14 protein-coding genes are annotated in these 16703 nt (G+C 62.1%); 8 read left to right on the forward strand and 6 right to left on the reverse strand.

Annotated features, from left to right (window positions below; genetic code table 11):
• Positions 1-4 precede the first annotated feature (4 nt).
• From FHT75_RS07310 to smc, 5 genes are all read left to right on the forward strand, one after another.
• Positions 5-1006 (forward strand): substrate-binding domain-containing protein, encoded by a 1002-nt coding sequence (locus FHT75_RS07310; RefSeq protein ID WP_063476501.1) that lies wholly within the window; start codon positions 5-7, stop codon positions 1004-1006.
• Between the two features lie 187 nt (positions 1007-1193).
• Entirely contained in the window at positions 1194-1469 is a 276-nt protein-coding gene (locus FHT75_RS07315; RefSeq protein ID WP_063476502.1) for a type II toxin-antitoxin system ParD family antitoxin, read from the forward strand.
• Positions 1459-1761 (forward strand): type II toxin-antitoxin system RelE/ParE family toxin, encoded by a 303-nt coding sequence (locus FHT75_RS07320; RefSeq protein WP_082849759.1) that lies wholly within the window; start codon positions 1459-1461, stop codon positions 1759-1761. The genes FHT75_RS07315 and FHT75_RS07320 overlap by 11 nt, the downstream gene beginning before the upstream one ends.
• Positions 1762-1915: 154 nt before the next feature.
• Positions 1916-2686 carry a DsbA family protein gene (locus tag FHT75_RS07325; protein ID WP_373289073.1) on the forward strand — a complete coding sequence of 257 codons (771 nt, stop codon included), beginning with the start codon at positions 1916-1918 and terminating at the stop codon, positions 2684-2686.
• 96 nt (positions 2687-2782) lie between these two features.
• Positions 2783-6244: a chromosome segregation protein SMC gene (gene smc / locus FHT75_RS07330; protein WP_063476504.1), complete on the forward strand. Its 3462-nt coding sequence runs from the start codon at positions 2783-2785 to the stop codon at positions 6242-6244.
• Between the two features lie 32 nt (positions 6245-6276).
• Here smc and FHT75_RS07335 read toward each other — a convergent pair whose 3' ends face one another.
• The 3 genes from FHT75_RS07335 to FHT75_RS07345 are packed head-to-tail and all read right to left on the reverse strand — an operon-like array spanning position 6277 to position 10179.
• Positions 6277-8364 (reverse strand): hypothetical protein, encoded by a 2088-nt coding sequence (locus tag FHT75_RS07335; RefSeq protein WP_063476505.1) that lies wholly within the window; start codon positions 8362-8364, stop codon positions 6277-6279.
• Positions 8357-9436, reverse strand: coding sequence for a toxic anion resistance protein (locus FHT75_RS07340; RefSeq protein WP_063476506.1), 1080 nt, complete (start codon positions 9434-9436; stop codon positions 8357-8359). The genes FHT75_RS07335 and FHT75_RS07340 overlap by 8 nt, the downstream gene beginning before the upstream one ends.
• Complete coding sequence (locus FHT75_RS07345; protein ID WP_063476695.1) at positions 9433-10179, reverse strand: hypothetical protein; 747 nt, start codon at positions 10177-10179, stop codon at positions 9433-9435. The genes FHT75_RS07340 and FHT75_RS07345 overlap by 4 nt, the downstream gene beginning before the upstream one ends.
• Before the next feature lie 946 nt (positions 10180-11125).
• Here FHT75_RS07345 and ppdK point away from each other — a divergent pair.
• A complete protein-coding gene (gene ppdK, locus FHT75_RS07350) occupies positions 11126-13834 on the forward strand; it encodes a pyruvate, phosphate dikinase (protein WP_063476507.1) in 2709 nt (902 codons plus the stop codon).
• Positions 13835-13919: 85 nt separating this feature from the next.
• Here ppdK and FHT75_RS07355 read toward each other — a convergent pair whose 3' ends face one another.
• Together FHT75_RS07355 and FHT75_RS07360 are read right to left on the reverse strand one after the other, a co-directional pair.
• Positions 13920-14198, reverse strand: a complete 279-nt coding sequence (locus tag FHT75_RS07355; protein WP_028757165.1) for a hypothetical protein — start codon at positions 14196-14198, stop codon at positions 13920-13922.
• Between the two features lie 190 nt (positions 14199-14388).
• Positions 14389-14586: a hypothetical protein gene (locus tag FHT75_RS07360; RefSeq protein WP_012756389.1), complete on the reverse strand. Its 198-nt coding sequence runs from the start codon at positions 14584-14586 to the stop codon at positions 14389-14391.
• Positions 14587-14690: 104 nt separating this feature from the next.
• On the opposite strand from FHT75_RS07360, the gene FHT75_RS07365 reads away from it, so the two are divergent.
• Positions 14691-14936, forward strand: a complete 246-nt coding sequence (locus FHT75_RS07365) for a hypothetical protein (RefSeq protein ID WP_063476508.1) — start codon at positions 14691-14693, stop codon at positions 14934-14936.
• 16 nt (positions 14937-14952) lie between these two features.
• Here FHT75_RS07365 and FHT75_RS07370 read toward each other — a convergent pair whose 3' ends face one another.
• Positions 14953-15345, reverse strand: a complete 393-nt coding sequence (locus FHT75_RS07370; RefSeq protein ID WP_028757163.1) for a hypothetical protein — start codon at positions 15343-15345, stop codon at positions 14953-14955.
• Between the two features lie 342 nt (positions 15346-15687).
• Here FHT75_RS07370 and FHT75_RS07375 point away from each other — a divergent pair, with 342 nt between their 5' ends.
• Entirely contained in the window at positions 15688-16599 is a 912-nt protein-coding gene (locus FHT75_RS07375) for a DUF1499 domain-containing protein (protein ID WP_097622934.1), read from the forward strand.
• Positions 16600-16703 lie beyond the last annotated feature (104 nt).

The raw sequence follows: 16703 nt of genomic DNA on the forward strand, positions 1-16703 counted from the left end.
TAAAATGCTCAACATCACCAGACGTATGCTCATCATCTCCGCCGGGCTCGCCACCGTCTTGACGGCCGCACCCGCCTTCAGCGCCGACAAGATCATCATCGGCTTCTCGCAGGCGAGCTCGAACTCGGCCCACCGCAACACGATGACCAAACGCAACCAGGCCTATGCGGCGGAACACTTCAAGGATGTCGATCTGCTCGTCACCAACGCCGAAGGCAAGTCCGCAAAGCAGATTTCGGATGTCGAAAGCCTGATGGTCCAGGGCATGAAGGTTCTGATGATTTCGGCGCAGGATAGCGCCGCTATCGCTCCGACCATCAAGCAGGTCCTGGCTGCCGGCATTCCGGTGATCACGCTCGAGCGCAGCCTCGATATTCCCGTTACGCTGCATGTCGGCCCGCACAACAAGCCCATCGGCACGCTTGCCGGCAAGTACATAGCAGAAGCGCTGAAGGGCAAGGGCAATGTCGTCGAGATCAAGGGCGACCCGGCTGTCGCTCCCGCGGTTGAACGCCATGAAGGATTTGCCGAAGCCATTGCCGGCACCGATATCAAGGTGATCGCCGAAACCCACGCCGACTGGGACCAGGAAAAGGCGCTGAAGTTCATGGAAGACACGCTTCAGCGTTTCCCGGCCGGGCAGATCCAGGCCGTTTACGCCCATAACGACAATATGGCGTTTGGTGCACTGCGGGCGATCCAGGCTGCCGGCCGTGACAAGGAAGGCATCCTCATCATCGGCATCGACGGCGAGAATGCCGCCATCCGCGCCGTTGCCAAGGGCGATCTGACCGCGACCTTCACCTATTCTACCGTCGCCCCTGAAGGCGTCATTGCCGCGCACGCGCTTGCCACCAACGACACCGCAGCGTTGGAAAAGCTCGGAACTTTGACGAAGAAGGACGATGGCTCGATGGAAATCGAGATCGCGTCGAAGATGATCACCAAGGAAAATGCCGCCGAGTTCTTCTGCAAGGGCTTCGGCGACGACCCCGAATGCAAGTGATCCGGTAGACTGCGAAGTCCGGCGCGACAACAGAAGCGCCGGACTTTGTTTCGAGATACAAAGATCAGGCCGCCCGGTCGGCGGCGGGTCGAGCGGCCGAACGTCAGCTAGAAGCTTGAGCATAAAGCCTCTTTTGAACTCCGTTCCAAGTGTATTACACTGTAATCACTTGATGGGAGTAACAGGAATGCGCAGCAGCAAACCTATTACCGTGACGCTCGGCAGCCAGCAGAAAAGCCTGGAAGCGCGGCTGGAATCTGGCGCCTATAGTTCGGCGAGCGAGGTTATCCGCGCTGCATTGCGCGCGCTCGACCGGGAAGAGGATGCGATCAACGAAATCATGCGTCTGAAAATCCGCGAGGCGATCGACGGCCCGGGTTCGGATATCGATGCCGATCTTGTCTTCGAGCGGCTCGAACGTCTGCATGTTAAGCGGATGAAGGCTAAGGGCGGTGGCGCATAAGGTTGCGTTTCGTCCGAGAGCAGAGATGGATCTGCTTGATATCTACGAATTCATCGTTTCCGACAATCCGTTGGCGGCCATCGAATTTATCCGCCGGTTGAAGCAGGTTTGTCATGATCTCGAGGACATGCCGGAAGGGGGAGCGCTGCGCGAGGATTTTGCCCCGGGCGTGCGAATTCTGGGTTTCGAGCGGCGTGTGACGATCGCTTACCGGATCGTGAACGATCGGGCGCAGGTGTTGAGACTGTTTTATGCCGGCCGAAATACGCCTTCGGCCTTCCGTGAAAACTGAGAACCGCCGATTTCGGACGCAACGTGCGCTTTTGGTCCCATCACGGTCACAATTCTTTGAAGGAAGTTGGTGATCCGTGGCTTGTGAGCGGCCGCAAGCCGTTATATCGCACAATCACGCCGTCAATCTCATTAGTTATGGGGAATCCATGCAGATGTCCGAAATGCAACTGACGAAACGCCGCCTGCTCAGCGGTATCGCCATCGCCGCAGCTGCCGTCGCGCTTGTCGCCTGCAACGACAGCAAGGACGCTGCCGATGCTTCGTCCTCCGGCAAGACCATGGCCGACGGCACCAATGTCGACACCATGCAGACGGCGGCCACAGCGGCGACCGACATGCCGGAGTCTGACGGCGATGTCGATATGGCCGAGGTGCTGAAGCCCGGCGCGCTGCCGGAGATGGCGCTGGGCAAGGCCGACGCCCCGGTCAAGATCGTCGAATATATGTCGATGACCTGCCCGCATTGCGCCCACTTCCACAACACCACCTTCGACACGATCAAGCAGAAATATGTCGACAGTGGCAAGGTGCAGTTCATCATCCGCGAATTCCCCTTCGACCCGCGCGCCGCCGCAGCCTTCATGCTCGCCCGCTGCAGCTCTTCCAATCCGGAACAGTTGAGCACGCCGGAACAGTATTTCCCGATGGTTTCGATGCTGTTCAAGCAGCAGCAGATCTGGGCCGCCGCCGATGACGGCCGCGCCGCACTGCTGCAGATGTCGAAGCTTGCCGGATTTACTGAGGATAGCTTCACGAAATGCTTGACGAACCAGAAGCTTCTGGATGAAGTGAACGCCACGCGGGAAAGAGGTTCCAAGGATTTCGGCGTCAACGCCACCCCGACTTTCCTCATCAATGGCAAGCGCTACTCTGGAGACATGCCGGTTGACACCATGTCGAAGCTCATCGACAGCCTGCTCTGAACCGGATCGTTTCGATAGAACGGGCGACGGCGAAAGCCGTGCGCCCGTTTTTTTGTGGCTGCGTGACAAGCCCGCCCGGCACGCCGGAGCGTCTGCATGAAGTTCAACAAGCTGCGCCTGGTCGGCTTCAAATCCTTCGTCGAGCCGACGGAATTCATCATCGAACGGGGGCTGACCGGCGTCGTCGGGCCGAACGGCTGCGGCAAGTCGAACCTCGTCGAGGCGCTGCGCTGGGTGATGGGCGAGAATTCCTACAAGAACATGCGCGCCTCCGGCATGGACGACGTGATCTTTTCGGGTTCCGGCAACCGCCCGGCGCGCAACACCGCCGAAGTGGCGCTCTATCTCGACAATGGCGAGCGCACCGCACCGGCCGCCTTCAATGACAGCGACGAGATCCAGGTCACGCGCCGCATCGAGCGTGAGCAGGGCTCGCTCTATCGTATCAACGGCAAGGAAAGCCGCGCCAAGGATGTGCAGCTGCTGTTTGCCGACGCCTCCACCGGCGCGCGTTCGCCGTCGATGGTCGGGCAGGGGCGCATCGGCGAGCTGATCCAGGCAAAACCGCAGGCCCGCCGCCAGCTGCTGGAAGAGGCGGCCGGCATATCGGGCCTGCATTCCCGCCGCCACGAGGCCGAACTGCGGCTGCGCGCCGCCGAAGGCAATCTCGAGCGTCTCGACGACGTCACCTCGCAGCTCGAAAGCCAGATCGAGAGCCTGAAGCGCCAGGCCCGCCAGGCCAACCGCTTCAAGACGCTGTCTGCCGACATCCGCGCCCGCGAGGCGATGCTTTTGCATATCCGCTGGGTGCAGGCGAAGGAGGCCGAAGCCGAGGCCGACAGCGCGCTGAACCAGGCGACATCAGTCGTCGCCGAAAAGGCGCAGCTGCAGATGGAGGCGGCGAAGAACCAGGGCATCGCCAGCCTGAAGCTGCCGGAACTGCGCGAGGGCGAGGCCCGGGCGGCCGCAGCGCTGCAGCGCCTGCAGATCGCCAGAAGTCAGCTCGAGGAAGATGCCGGCCGCATCCTGCGCCGCCGCGATGAGCTCACCCGCCGTCTCGCCCAGCTTGCCGAGGATATAAGACGCGAGGAGCGGCTGGTGGCCGACAATGCCGTCATCCTGGCCAAGCTCGATGCCGAAGAGGCGGAGATTGCAGAAATCCTCGCCGATTCCGGCCGTTATGCCGAGGAGACCCGCGAGGCATTCGAGGGCGCAGCGGTCAAACTGGCCGATAGCGAGCGCATCTTCACCCAGCTGACGGCCGAGCGCGCGGAAGCCGCTGCCGGCCGCAACCAGCTGGAACGCGCCATCCGCGATCTCACCGACCGCCGGATGCGTCTCGAACGGCAGATGGACGAGGCAAACCACGAACTCTCCGCCATCGGCGAGAAGATATCAGGCCTGCCCGATCCGGACGAAAAACGCGCCATCGTAGAGGCCGGCGAAATCGCCCTTGCCGACGCCGAAGCCGCCGTCCAGGTGATCGAACAGGCGCTGACTGCTGCCCGCCAGACCGAGGCGCTGTCGCGCGCCCCGGTCGAGCAGGCCCGCTCGGCGCTGAATGCGCTGGAGACCGAGGCGCGAACCATTTCCCGCATGCTCGCCGCTGGTGCGGCCGCCGGCAAATTTCCGCCGGTTGCCGATGAGCTGAAGGTCGATCGCGGCTTCGAAACCGCCCTGGGTGCCGCGCTTGGCGACGATCTGGAATCGCCGCTCGATGCCGAGGCCCCGGCCCATTGGTCGGTCAATGGCGACGGCGCCGCCGATCCGGCATTGCCATCCGGCGTCACACCGCTGCTTGATCACGTCCGCGCGCCCGCGGCACTCACCCGCCGCCTGCGCCAGATCGGTCTTGTCGCGGGAGCGGAAGCGCAGTCGCTGATGGCGGCGCTGAAAACAGGCCAGCGGCTGGTAACCAAAGAGGGCGCCGTCTATCGTTGGGATGGCCATGTCACCGGCGCCGATGCCCCGAGTGCCGCGGCCCTCCGCCTTGCCCAGAAGAACCGCCTGGCCGAACTCGAAGGCGAAGCGACCCTTGCCCGTGACGTGCTTGCCGAAGCCGAGGAGCGGCAGGCGGCGGCCGCTGAGGCGATCCGCGCCGAGGAGCGCCGGCTTGCCGAGGCCCGCGACATGAGCCGCCTGTCGGCGCGCCATCTCGCCGAAGCCCGCGATGCGCTTGCCGCCGCCGAGCGTGCCTCCGGCGATCTCATCCGCCGCCGCGACGTCGTCAGCGAGGCCACCAGCCAGCTGCGCGCGCAGCTGGAGGAGATCGCCGTCCAGGAAGAGAATGCTCGCATCGAGCTGGAGGACGCGCCCGATCTCACCGCGATCGACGAGCGGCTGCGCTTCCAGCAGGCCGAAGTTGCGACCGATCGCGGCGCGCTCGCCGAAAGCCGCGCCCGCCATGAAAGCCTGGCCAGGGAAAACGAGGCCCGCCAGCGCCGTATCATGGCGATCGGCCAGGAGCGCGAGACCTGGCGCCAGCGGGCGGCAAGCGGCGAAGACCATGTCGCCACGCTGCGCGAGCGCGAGGAAGAGGCGCGCGAAGAGGCAGCCGAGCTCGAACTGGCGCCGGACGAATTCGACGACAAGCGCCGCGCTCTGCTCAGCGAATTGCAGAAGGCCGAGGAGGCGCGCCGCCAAGCCAGCGATCTGCTGGCTGAGGCAGAACGCATCCAGCGCGAGGCCGACCAAAAGGCGACGACGGCATTGTCGGAACTTGCCGAATGCCGTGAACGCCGCGGCCGCGCCGAGGAGCGCCTGGTCTCTGCCCGCGAGAAGCGCCAGGAAAGCGAAGGCCGCATCCGCGAGGTCCTGAACGTCGCCCCCCACGAGGCGCTGCAGCTGACCGGCCGCCCGGCCATGCAGGCGCTTCCTGATCCGCGCGAAGTCGAGCGCGAGCTGGAACGCCTGAGGATCGAGCGCGAGCGGCTCGGCGCCGTCAACCTGCGCGCCGATGAGGAACAGAAGGAACTGAGCGAGAAGCTCGAAGCGCTGATCAAGGAACGCGACGACGTCATCGATGCGATCCGCAAGCTGCGCGGCGCCATCCAGAGCCTCAACCGCGAGGGCCGCGAGCGGCTGATCGCCGCCTTCGACATCGTCAACGCCCAGTTCCAGCGGCTGTTCACCCATCTGTTCGGCGGCGGCACCGCCGAGCTGCAGCTGATCGAATCCGACGATCCGCTCGAAGCCGGCCTGGAAATCCTCGCCCGCCCGCCCGGCAAGAAGCCGCAGACCATGACGCTGCTATCGGGCGGCGAACAGGCGCTGACGGCAATGGCGCTGATCTTCGCGGTCTTCCTCACCAATCCGGCGCCGATCTGCGTGCTCGACGAAGTGGATGCGCCGCTCGACGACCACAATGTCGAGCGCTACTGCAATCTGATGGACGAAATGGCGGCCTCCACCGAAACCCGCTTCGTTATCATCACCCACAATCCGATCACCATGGCCCGCATGAACCGCCTCTTCGGCGTCACCATGGCCGAGCAGGGCGTCTCCACCCTCGTCTCCGTCGACCTGCAGACGGCCGAGCGCCTGCGCGAGATTGCCTGACGCTCCGCGCGAGCCACGGAAACGCTCTATCTCTACAGCTGATATCGGCCGCGCTCTTCAATGAGTGCTTCGATACGATTGCGCCGTGCGACGGCAATTGCGATCAAAGGCGTGACAAGAACCGCTAGCGCCAAGCTTACAACCGAAAGCGCAAGCAGCCACCGTCCCAACTGCCGTACCAGGGATGCAAGATCGGCAGAGAACCAGTCCATCTCGGGGGCAGTATGACCATTGGCGGAGACCCAATCCCGGATGATAGCCATGCGCTCGCGGTGAACGTCAGGATGTAGATCTTTCACATCCTCAATCTGGCTCAGCAAATGCGAGGCGTCGCCAGCCTCGCCCTCAAGATAGGCAATCTGCGCAAGGGTATAGGCCGCAAGCGAAGGATCGACGGTCGCTCTCCCGACCGAGGAAGGGGTATTCTTATCCGCAGCGATCGAACCACGAAGATTGAGAGCCAGGCCCTGGAATCCCTGCGTGTTCGGCTGTGGATTATTTCCGGGCGCGACGGTTGATCTATCGGCGGCCAGTTTCAACGTTGAACGCAGAAGCTGCGAGAATTGCGAGGGTAACGCTTCACGGCGCGAGTGCTGTGCAAGCTGAACATTTTGCAGAGCCAAGCATGCCAAGAAAACCACCGCCGTGAAAACTCCTAGATATCCTGACCGGCGTGTCGCAAGAACAATCGCGACAATGCATGCCGGATATTTGAGCCAGTTGATTGCGATGGACCAGCCCGTCCAGTCCCCCACACCGACGATGACAGTAACTCCATCCTGCTGCGCATAATCGGCCGTATTTCCCGCAAGCGCCACAAAATGGAAAGCCGTGTTTTTTTCAGCATCGGGCAGCCAGACCCAATAGGCGGCCAAAGCTGAAAGCGCGGCGAATGTCAGGAGACTGAGGGATATTAGAAGATAGGTGCGTGCGCGGGAGGCGATTGCTTCAATCGCACGCTCGCCATTTGCAACGGAAGGCGATTGAACCGACTTTTTGGCGATGCTGGTGCCAAACAATCTACCCGCTTTCTTCAATGCATCCGGCAGCCTGACCCGGCGATGTTCCAACTCGCGCTCGATCGAGGAAACCCTGCGGCTCCGGCGAGCGACCAACCAGCTGACCCCGTTCGTCAGAGGGGCTGCAATTCCAAACAGCAGTCCTGCCAAAAGCAATAGAAATGCCTTTTGCGATTGAGCGGCATTGTCGGCGATGAGCTTTTCGCGAGCCTCCGGACCAAAGCCGCCGGATGCGAGCGTAAAGTTCCGTATCGCCTGAAAGCGGGCGCGGTCGAAATTATTCTGAGGGACGCCGCTCGCCTCCAGCCTATCAAGTGCAGCCGCAGCCGCTGCGGCATCGCCGCGAAGGGCCGCCACTTGCGCCAGGAAGTAAGGTGCGATTTTCGCATCTCCGTCCGCATCGGCGCTCTGGTCGGCGTTGGAAGGCAGTTCGGAAAAGCGGATCACCCGATACCTGGCATAGGTCTCCGGGACGCCGACATGCCTGGAGAGGTCGAAAATCAGTCCGAAAATAAGAGGGCTGGCCAATAGGCCGACTGCAACAAAGGCAATGATCGCGCGGCGAGAAAGCGGCGCGTGGAAAGCCACGGCAATGAAGGCGAACAGTGCAAGCGCATAGGGGGCGAAGTACAGGGACTGGCCGAGCAATCCCCATGGGATCAGAAAAAATGCTGCGGTCAGGCCAGTGAAAAACCAACGTCCTTTGATGACGGTGAAAACGGTCGCAACCGCCAGGATGCCAGATACCATTTGCGCCAGCTGGCCGAACGGCATCGATCCGATGGGAACTGAAACAACGGCTGATTTGACCTCGGTTAGCGCCAGTGCGTTGGTGAAGGCATCGAGCACGTAGATCGAGCCATCCAACATCCTCAGATCATTCGGATCAGATGGTTTCATGCACGCTGCAGCAAAGAGCAGCATGAACGCGACGAAAGCAAATCCCTGGGCAATAAACGACAGTAGACCGGAGCGACGATCCAATCCGGCACGATGTTCGTCGATCGCTTGGCTGGTGGGCTTTCCTGTTACAGAGCCGGAGGCAAGTGGAGACGAGGTCGAGCCGAGCGCCCGCCTCCCAAAAGCCGAAGCGTCAGCCACGGGTGACCCCGGCCGTTTTCACGCTGGACAACATCTCGCTGCGAAGTCGTTCCAACTCGCCAATCGCCTGACGACGATCCGTTGCGCCCTTCTCATGAACATCGCGCACGTCGGTCAGCGTCAGCAGGATTTTATCATGGACGTGCTGAAGCGTTTCGACATCGACGACAAGACGCTGGTTGGATTTCGCCGTCGCCACCGAATTCTGGTGCAGAAGTTCGGCGTTCCTGCGCATGATGGCGTTCGTCGCATTGTCTATCGTGTCGGCCAAAGCGACGGCGCTTTTTTGTTCGTCCAGGGTCAATGCCAGCATGAATGCGCGTTTCCACGCCGGCAACGTCAACTGGCGAATCGTCTGGAACTTGTCGACGAGTGCGAGATTGTTTGCCTGGATGATGCGAACCATCGGAAGGGTCTGCATGGCCGCATGCTGAAGCACGCGCATATCGTCCGCCCGCTTCGAAAGCTGCTGACGGTTTGCTTCGAGGACAGCGAGATATTCGGTCGAGGCAAGGTCGCCGGATGCGTTATTCTGGCGGCCGATCTCGTCCTCCATGTCATGAAGCCGCATCTCGATCGCCTCGACATGCTTGCCGAGTGCGGCGTATTCCGAGCGAACGCCCTCATACATGAGTTGATAGTCATGGTTTCGCCGCGACAGTGTCTGGGCGGTCGTCTCGATTTGCGCAACGAGCTTGTCGACCTGACCCTTGACGGTGTCGAACCGTGCGATGGCACGCTCCTTTGATCGCGCGATCCGCTTCAAAAGGCCGCCGATGACGGGAATTCGTCCAGTCGAGTTATCGAGTGACGACAAATTGAACTGTTGCGCCGCTAGCACGATCTCGTTCAACTGAGCCCCGGTATCGTCGAGGTCGGTCGCGCGTGCCGTTCGAAGAATCTCATCGGCATACTGGGATGAGCGCTCGGCGACTTCCTGGCCGAACAGTCGGATGGAGAGGGCCGACGACAGGTCAATGGTGGCTGCCAGGCGCGCGACTTCCGGATCGATTTGGTGTTCGCTGGCGGCCGCACTCGTCGCGTCGTGCAATGGCACTGCTGCTTTGATCATTCTTGTCCAACCTTCTTCAGAAAGCCTATGAGATTGCGGTGAGCATCAAGAAACGCGGTCACGACGGAGCTGCGCGGCGTTATTGCTTCGCCATGAATGATCGCCAGCGCATTTCGCTGCCAAAGCGGCAGCAACAGTGTTTCAATGTCGGTAAATCGATCGAGCAACGAAGCAAGCACACTCCCAGACAGCTCGATCTGCTGAATCGTCAGCGTGTTGGCTGCCTCCATCGCCATGATGTTGGAAAGACGTCGCTCGAACCGGGCGACCAGGGCCAGGTCTGAGCCGCTCGACTGCGAAACAAGCAGCTTGGCATCCGAGATCACGCGGGCAAGGCGCGCCTGTTCGTCGATGAGCTCCAATCGAGTCCTGTCGAGGATTCCGCGTAGGCGCCCCCCCGCCTGCGCAGTCCGGCTCAATTGCCGGAACAAATCGGCGACCCTGTGGCTTGCAAGTTCGAATTCCAGGCGCGCCTCGACGGCTGCGCCGGTGAACCGGCCAATCGGGCCCTGTTTCCGCAACATCTTCCGGAGGTCGATCTCCTCCAGCATTTCGATCAGCTCGTTCGCGGAGCTGCGGATGTCGCGAGCCGGGGCCGAACTCAGAATGTTATTATCCATCCTCGGCGCGCGAGCTGCCATGTCCAGGGCTGCAATGGCGTCGTCATCGATCGCCGCAGCTGGAGCAGGCTGTTCTTCCGAGTCGTTCGGAGTGGGACAAGAATGATTGGTGCCGAGGGCCATCGCAATATCGGGCTCAAAGAATGCAATTTTTTCGAAGGACAATCTCGGCGGGAATATTGAAAATAGAATGAATCTGGTCGTGCGCCTTTTACTTGCACCGAAAATGTCAGCCCGTTCGATCTCCGAGTTCCCGCTCGCATCGGTCGGTCAACGGTCCGCAATTGCGTGAGGCAAGAGGGCAACTCCCATATGCGACAGCGCAATTTCAGCAAAGGTATGGTGCGGTTTTGCGCCCAGAAATTGCGTAAAATCAAATGGAAGGAAATAAACACCAAAAAAGGTCGGCTTCCCAGCGTCCCGTACCCCATTTGGGTGATGCTCTTTTCGCTGACTTGCATTAGAAGTTGTTTCAACGCAACCTAATTACTTTGCTGCAAAGCGAGCGATCAAAGGTTGTGAGTTGTCGAATTTACGTGCGGTTTTCCGGGCGAGGGCAAGAACCGGAAACCGTTGGAGCAATTCCAGGAGAAGCAGCGATCTGTTTTCCCCGGAATTGCGTAAAACGAAGGTCAGAGCGGTTCTCTTTATAAAGAGCTGAACCGTTCCTGGGTTGAGGGACCCCCCGTCCGGTTTTCCTGGCCGGACGGAAACAAGGCTTTGCGGGACTTTGTTGCAGTCCCGCAAAGCTTTTTTTATGCCTTCTCTTATGTCCGGGCGATGTTTCAATCGTTTCGCCTCTGGCCGCAGCCAAGATTTATTGTGCAACGCAACATTTTGCCGCATTTGTCGATTTTCATTTCAACTCCAAGGCATTAAGCTGATAACTCAGACTGATGACACTGCCTGCCTGCTTCTCTTTCGTCACGCTCGGGCTCGTGCCCCGGCATCTGCAACCGATCTACGCAGCAGATCCTCGGCACAAGGCCTGGGATGACGCCGAGAAAAGAGCGAGCTTTGTCAACAAACTGAGGGATTGAGCTGATCCCGGTTTGGTGTTGGGGGGAAGATGACCAAGTGGGTCTATAGGTTCGGCGACGGGCAGGCTGAGGGCCGGGCGCGCGATCACGAGATTCTGGGCGGCAAGGGCGCCAATCTCGCGGAGATGTGCAGCCTCGGGCTGCCGGTGCCGCCGGGGCTGACGATCGTCAGCGATGCCTGCACCACCTATTACAAGAACGGCCGCCGCATCGAGGAGGCCGTGAAGGCCGAGGTCCGCGCCGGCATTGCCGAGATAGAGGCGATCACCGGCCGCCATTTCGGTTCCGTCAGCCAGCCGCTGCTCTTGTCGGTGCGCTCCGGCGCCCGCGTCTCGATGCCGGGCATGATGGACACGGTGCTCAATCTCGGCCTCAACGACGAGACGGTGCAGGCGCTCGGCCACGATGCCGGCGATGCGCGTTTTGCCTGGGACAGCTACCGCCGCTTCATCCAGATGTATGCCGATGTCGTCATGGGTCTCGGCAACGACGCCTTCGAGGAGATCCTGGAAGACGAGAAGGCCAAGCTCGGCCATGAATTCGATACCGAGCTCAGCGCCTCGGAATGGCAGCATATCGTCTCGCTCTACAAGAAGCTGATCGAGGAGGAACTGGAGCAGGAGTTCCCGCAGGATCCCGAAGTCCAGCTCTGGGGTGCGGTCGGCGCGGTCTTTTCCAGCTGGATGAGTGCGCGCGCCGTCACCTACCGCCAGCTTCACAATATTCCGGAAGGCTGGGGCACGGCGATCAACATCCAGGCGATGGTCTTCGGCAATCTCGGCAATTCTTCCGCCACCGGCGTCGCCTTCACCCGCAACCCCTCGACCGGCGAGAAGGCGCTTTACGGCGAATTCCTGGTCAATGCCCAGGGCGAGGATGTCGTGGCCGGCATCCGCACGCCGCAAAGCATCACCGAGGAGGGGCGGATTTCCTCCGGCTCCGAAAAGCCCTCGATGGAAAAGCTGATGCCGGAGGCTTTTCGCGAGCTCTGCCGCATCTGCACCGAGCTCGAGATCCATTACCGCGACATGCAGGATATCGAATTCACCATCGAGCGCGGCAGACTGTGGATGCTGCAGACCCGTTCGGGCAAGCGCTCGACCCGGGCGGCGATGAAGATCGCCGTCGACATGGTCGATGAGGGCGTGATCACCGAGGACGAAGCGGTGCTGCGCATCGAACCTTCCAGCCTCGATCAGCTGCTGCATCCGACGATCGATCCGCGTGTCACCCGCCAGGTGATCGGCACCGGGCTGCCGGCCTCGCCCGGCGCTGCCACCGGCGCCATCGTCTTCACCGCAGAGGAGGCCGTCGAGGCGGAATCCGAAGGCCGCAAGGTCATCCTGCTCCGGGTCGAAACCAGCCCCGAGGATATTCACGGCATGCATGCCGCCGAAGGCATCCTGACGACGCGCGGCGGCATGACCAGCCATGCGGCGGTGGTTGCCCGCGGCATGGGCATCCCCTGCGTCGTCGGCGCCGGCACCATGCGCATCGATCAGCGCAACGAGCGGCTGCTCGGCGTCGGCGTGACGCTGAAGAAGGGCGACATCATCACCATCGACGGTTCGGCCGGCCAGGTGCTGAAGGGTGAGGTGCCGATGACCCAGCCGGAGCTGTCGGGCGATTTCGGCCGCATCATGGGCTGGGCCGACCGCGCCCGGCGCATGACGGTGCGCACCAATGCCGACACGCCGGCCGATGCGCGCGCCGCCCGCTCTTTCGGCGCCGAAGGCATCGGCCTTTGCCGCACCGAGCACATGTTCTTCGAGGGCGAGCGCATTCATGTGATGCGCGAGATGATCCTGGCCGTCGATGAGAAGGGCAGGCGGGTGGCGCTCGACAAGCTGTTGCCGATGCAGCGGCTGGATTTCACCGGCCTCTTCACCGTCATGCACGGCCTGCCGGTGACGATCCGCCTGCTCGATCCGCCACTGCACGAATTCCTGCCGAAGACCGACGACGAAGTGGCCGAGGTCGCTTTCGCCATGGGCATGGAGGCGACCGTGCTGCGCCAGCGCGTCGATGCGCTGCACGAATTCAACCCGATGCTCGGCCATCGCGGCTGCCGGCTGGCGATCTCCTATCCCGAAATCGTCGAGATGCAGGCCCGCGCCATCTTCGAGGCGGCGATCGCCGCAGCCCAGGAGACGGGGGCTGCCGTCGTGCCGGAGATCATGGTGCCGCTGGTCGGCCTGCGCTCCGAACTCGATTACGTCAAGGCGTGTATCGACGCGGTGGCCGGCGACGTGATGAGCGAGGCCGGCATGAAGATCGATTATCTCGTCGGCACGATGATCGAGCTGCCGCGCGCGGCCCTTCGCGCCCATGTGATTGCCGAAGCCGCCGAATTCTTCTCCTTCGGCACCAACGACCTGACGCAGACCACCTTCGGCATCTCGCGCGACGACGCCTCGGCCTTCATCCCCACCTATCAGCGCAAGGGCATCATCGAGCACGATCCCTTCATCTCGCTCGATTTCGACGGTGTCGGCGAATTGATCAGCATCGCCGCCGAACGCGGCCGGCGCACCCGCAACGATATGAAGCTCGGCATCTGCGGCGAACATGGCGGCGACCCGGCTTCGATCCGCTTCTGCGAAACGATCGGCCTCGACTATGTCTCCTGCTCGCCGTTCCGCGTGCCGATCGCCAGACTGGCGGCAGCGCAGGCGGTGATCTCAGGCGGTCTGGAAGAGATCCGGCGGGGTCCGAAAGACCTGCGGGGAAGCTTGTAAGACAGTCGGTGGCGCGTAAAAAAAGATAGTGCGGTTCTGCGCTTCCGTTAAAAGCGGAACCGCGGGGCAGGGGTGTCCGCGGCACTCAGTGATGATGCCGCCAGTGATCGCGGTAGATATACGGCCCGTTCAGATCCCAGGCCATGCTCTGCATCAGCTCGGCGCTCTGCGCCCGCGATTCGGCCCGCCGGTCGAGTTCGATGCGCTGCAGGCAGGTGGCAAAACCATCCGTGCCGCGCCGAAAGCCGTAGCCGAGGCACCGCTGTTCATCCGCCGCCCGCCGCTCCTCCGGCGTCATCGTCTGGCAGGCGGAGAGCCCGGCGATGATGGTGGCCAGGGCGGTGACGAGAAGGGGATAGCGCATGGGTTTATTCCTTGGAATGCATTTCCCAGAGGAAAGTCCTTTCAGCCGATGCCGTCAAGCCGCCCTTGGCTGGGGAGATTGTCGAGAGCGGCCTCTCATCCGCCTGCCGGCACCGACCGGGGTCGACCCAGGTGTCTCGACCCCGGTAAGGTTAGGGTGAGCGCCAGTTGTTGCTCACAGAGGGCGATGTCTACGCCGCCCCAGCCGGATCCCCGATCGGCAGCAGCGCCGGATTGAGCGGCGGATCCTGCGGGTTCTTCGTATCGGCCGGGTCCTGCGCCGGCGTCAGCGGCGGTTTTTGCTGGATGGGGTCGGGAATGCCGGGGGTCGGCGTCGGGCCGCGCGGCGTATCGGCATTGGGTGTCGGGATCGGGTCTTTGTTGGGCATGAGTGCCTCCTTTTCGAAAAAGGAACGGCATCGTCCGCATATGGTTCCACTTTCGCCACCGGACATTCCTCTGTATGAGGGGACTGGAAAACACTGGAACGAGCATGGCCATTCGCGATCGATTTTCGAAAAAACTGAGCTGCCCGCAATGCGGCAATGAGGGCTTTGCCGAGGCCTCGGAAGTCGACGATCCCAAGCGCAAGCACCCGGATTTCAAGGTCGATCAGCTGCCGCGCGGTTTTGGCGTGCAACGGCCTGCCAATCATCAGGAAAATTTCGTGATCAAGTGCGAATGCGGGCGCAAGTTTCCCTTCCGCAGCGTTGCGGAAGCCGCGGCCGAGCGCCGCTAAAATCTTGAGCTAGAACTCAGATCCGCTCCAGCAATTCGACGAAGGCATCGGCGAAACGCACCAGCGGCGCGGTGTCTTCATCCGGCGCCTGCATGCGGATCTCCGTGCCGTGATCATCGAGCAGCGCCAGCACGACGCGCATCGCCTGGCCGTCGCCTGGAATGCGCAGCACCGCGATGCGGCGGCAATCCTGGACGAGGCCGGCGGCCGGCAGGTCGAACAGCAATTCGCCGCCGGAGCGTTCCGCTGCCCGGCGCACCGCCTCGCAGAAGCCAGCCTCGCCGCCGGTATAACCTTCGAGCGAAAGTTCGAGCTCGAGCAGCTCCATCGGCAGCGTCGGTTCGGACTGGTGGTCGATCCCGCCAAGCGCAGACGCCTGCGGCCTGGCTGCTATCTCGGGTGAAATCATCCCGTCTCTCCTGTCTCTCTATCGGAGATGAAACCGTGGCAGAATGGCCTTTTTTTGACATATCAGCAAGGGCTTATGAAGCAGCCCCTGTTTCGTCATGGCCTTCGCCGCGGATTCAAACGCAATGCTTCAGACAATGGTTTCAATTTAGCCGAATCTTGCCCCAGATCCGGATGATTTTAGGCCGGGCCGGCCTAAAATCTGAATCCGGATCTAAATCAAAGAATAGAGCATGATGTCGTCCGAAAACCGCTTCACACTTTTCAGCATCATGCTCTAAACAGGGGTGAGGCGATTTGCGTGGTCGAACCCGCGGGCGCTGACGAGCAACCGGTAAGTTTGATGGCCATCCGCTTCGACCGTCCCGTTTCCAGCGCCGCCCGCTTTTCGCGGCTGCTCGGGGCGTTTTCCCTGGTGCTGGCGCTGGCGGTGATCATCGCCCACCGCTTCGGCGGTCTGGCCACGCCCTATCTGGTGCTGCTGCTGATTGCCGCCGCCGGCGGCGCGCTGCTCGCCGCCATGCTCGCAGCCCTCGGGCTGCGCAGCCTCTGGATGACGGGGGCCGAAGGCGGGCTGGCGGCGCTGGCAGCACTGATCTATGCCGCCTTTCCGCTTACTATCGGCGCCTTTGCTACCGAGCACTATCTGACGCTGCCTGATATTTACGACGTCTCCACCGATCCGGTCTCCGCACCCGACTGGCTGTCGCCGCCGCACTCCGACCAGATCTGGCTGAAGCGCAATCCGGAGGTGACGCCGGAGGATCGCGAAAAACAGCTCACCGCCTATCCCGAACTGACCGGCCGGCGTTATGAGGGCGCACTCGACCGCGTGCTGGAAGCGGTGCGCAAGGTCGCCAAGATGAGCGGCATTACCATCACCAGGAGCAATGGCGACACCGAGCCGGGCCGCGACCCCGAGGACATGCCGGTCAAGCCGCCGCAGCCGGGCGACGATGCCGTGGCCGATGCGCCCGATATCATCCCCGTGCCGACGCCGCGCCCCTATGACGACGACGTCGCCAAGCTGATCCGCGGCGCCAACGGCGTGACGCTGCAGGGCACCACCCGCACGCTGATCCTCGGCCTGCGCTTCGATATCCTCATTCGGCTGCGCGAAGAGGCCGAAACCACCTTCGTCGACATCCGCGTCGCTTCCCGCTACGGCCAGCACGACCTCGGCTTCAGCGCCGAAATCGCCGGCGATTATCTGAAGGCGCTGGATGCCGAACTGCTGGGAATTGCGGGTGGGTGAGCCGCGGTGGCGCCGCAGGCGGCAGCAATCGATCCGGCGAATCGATTGCAGCGGCGAACGCCCTGAGCCCAAGCGAAGGGCCGGGAGAGGGTGCGGCGGACTCG

This window comes from Rhizobium sp. BK112 (genome assembly GCF_014193215.1).
GTDB lineage: Bacteria > Pseudomonadota > Alphaproteobacteria > Rhizobiales > Rhizobiaceae > Rhizobium > Rhizobium anhuiense.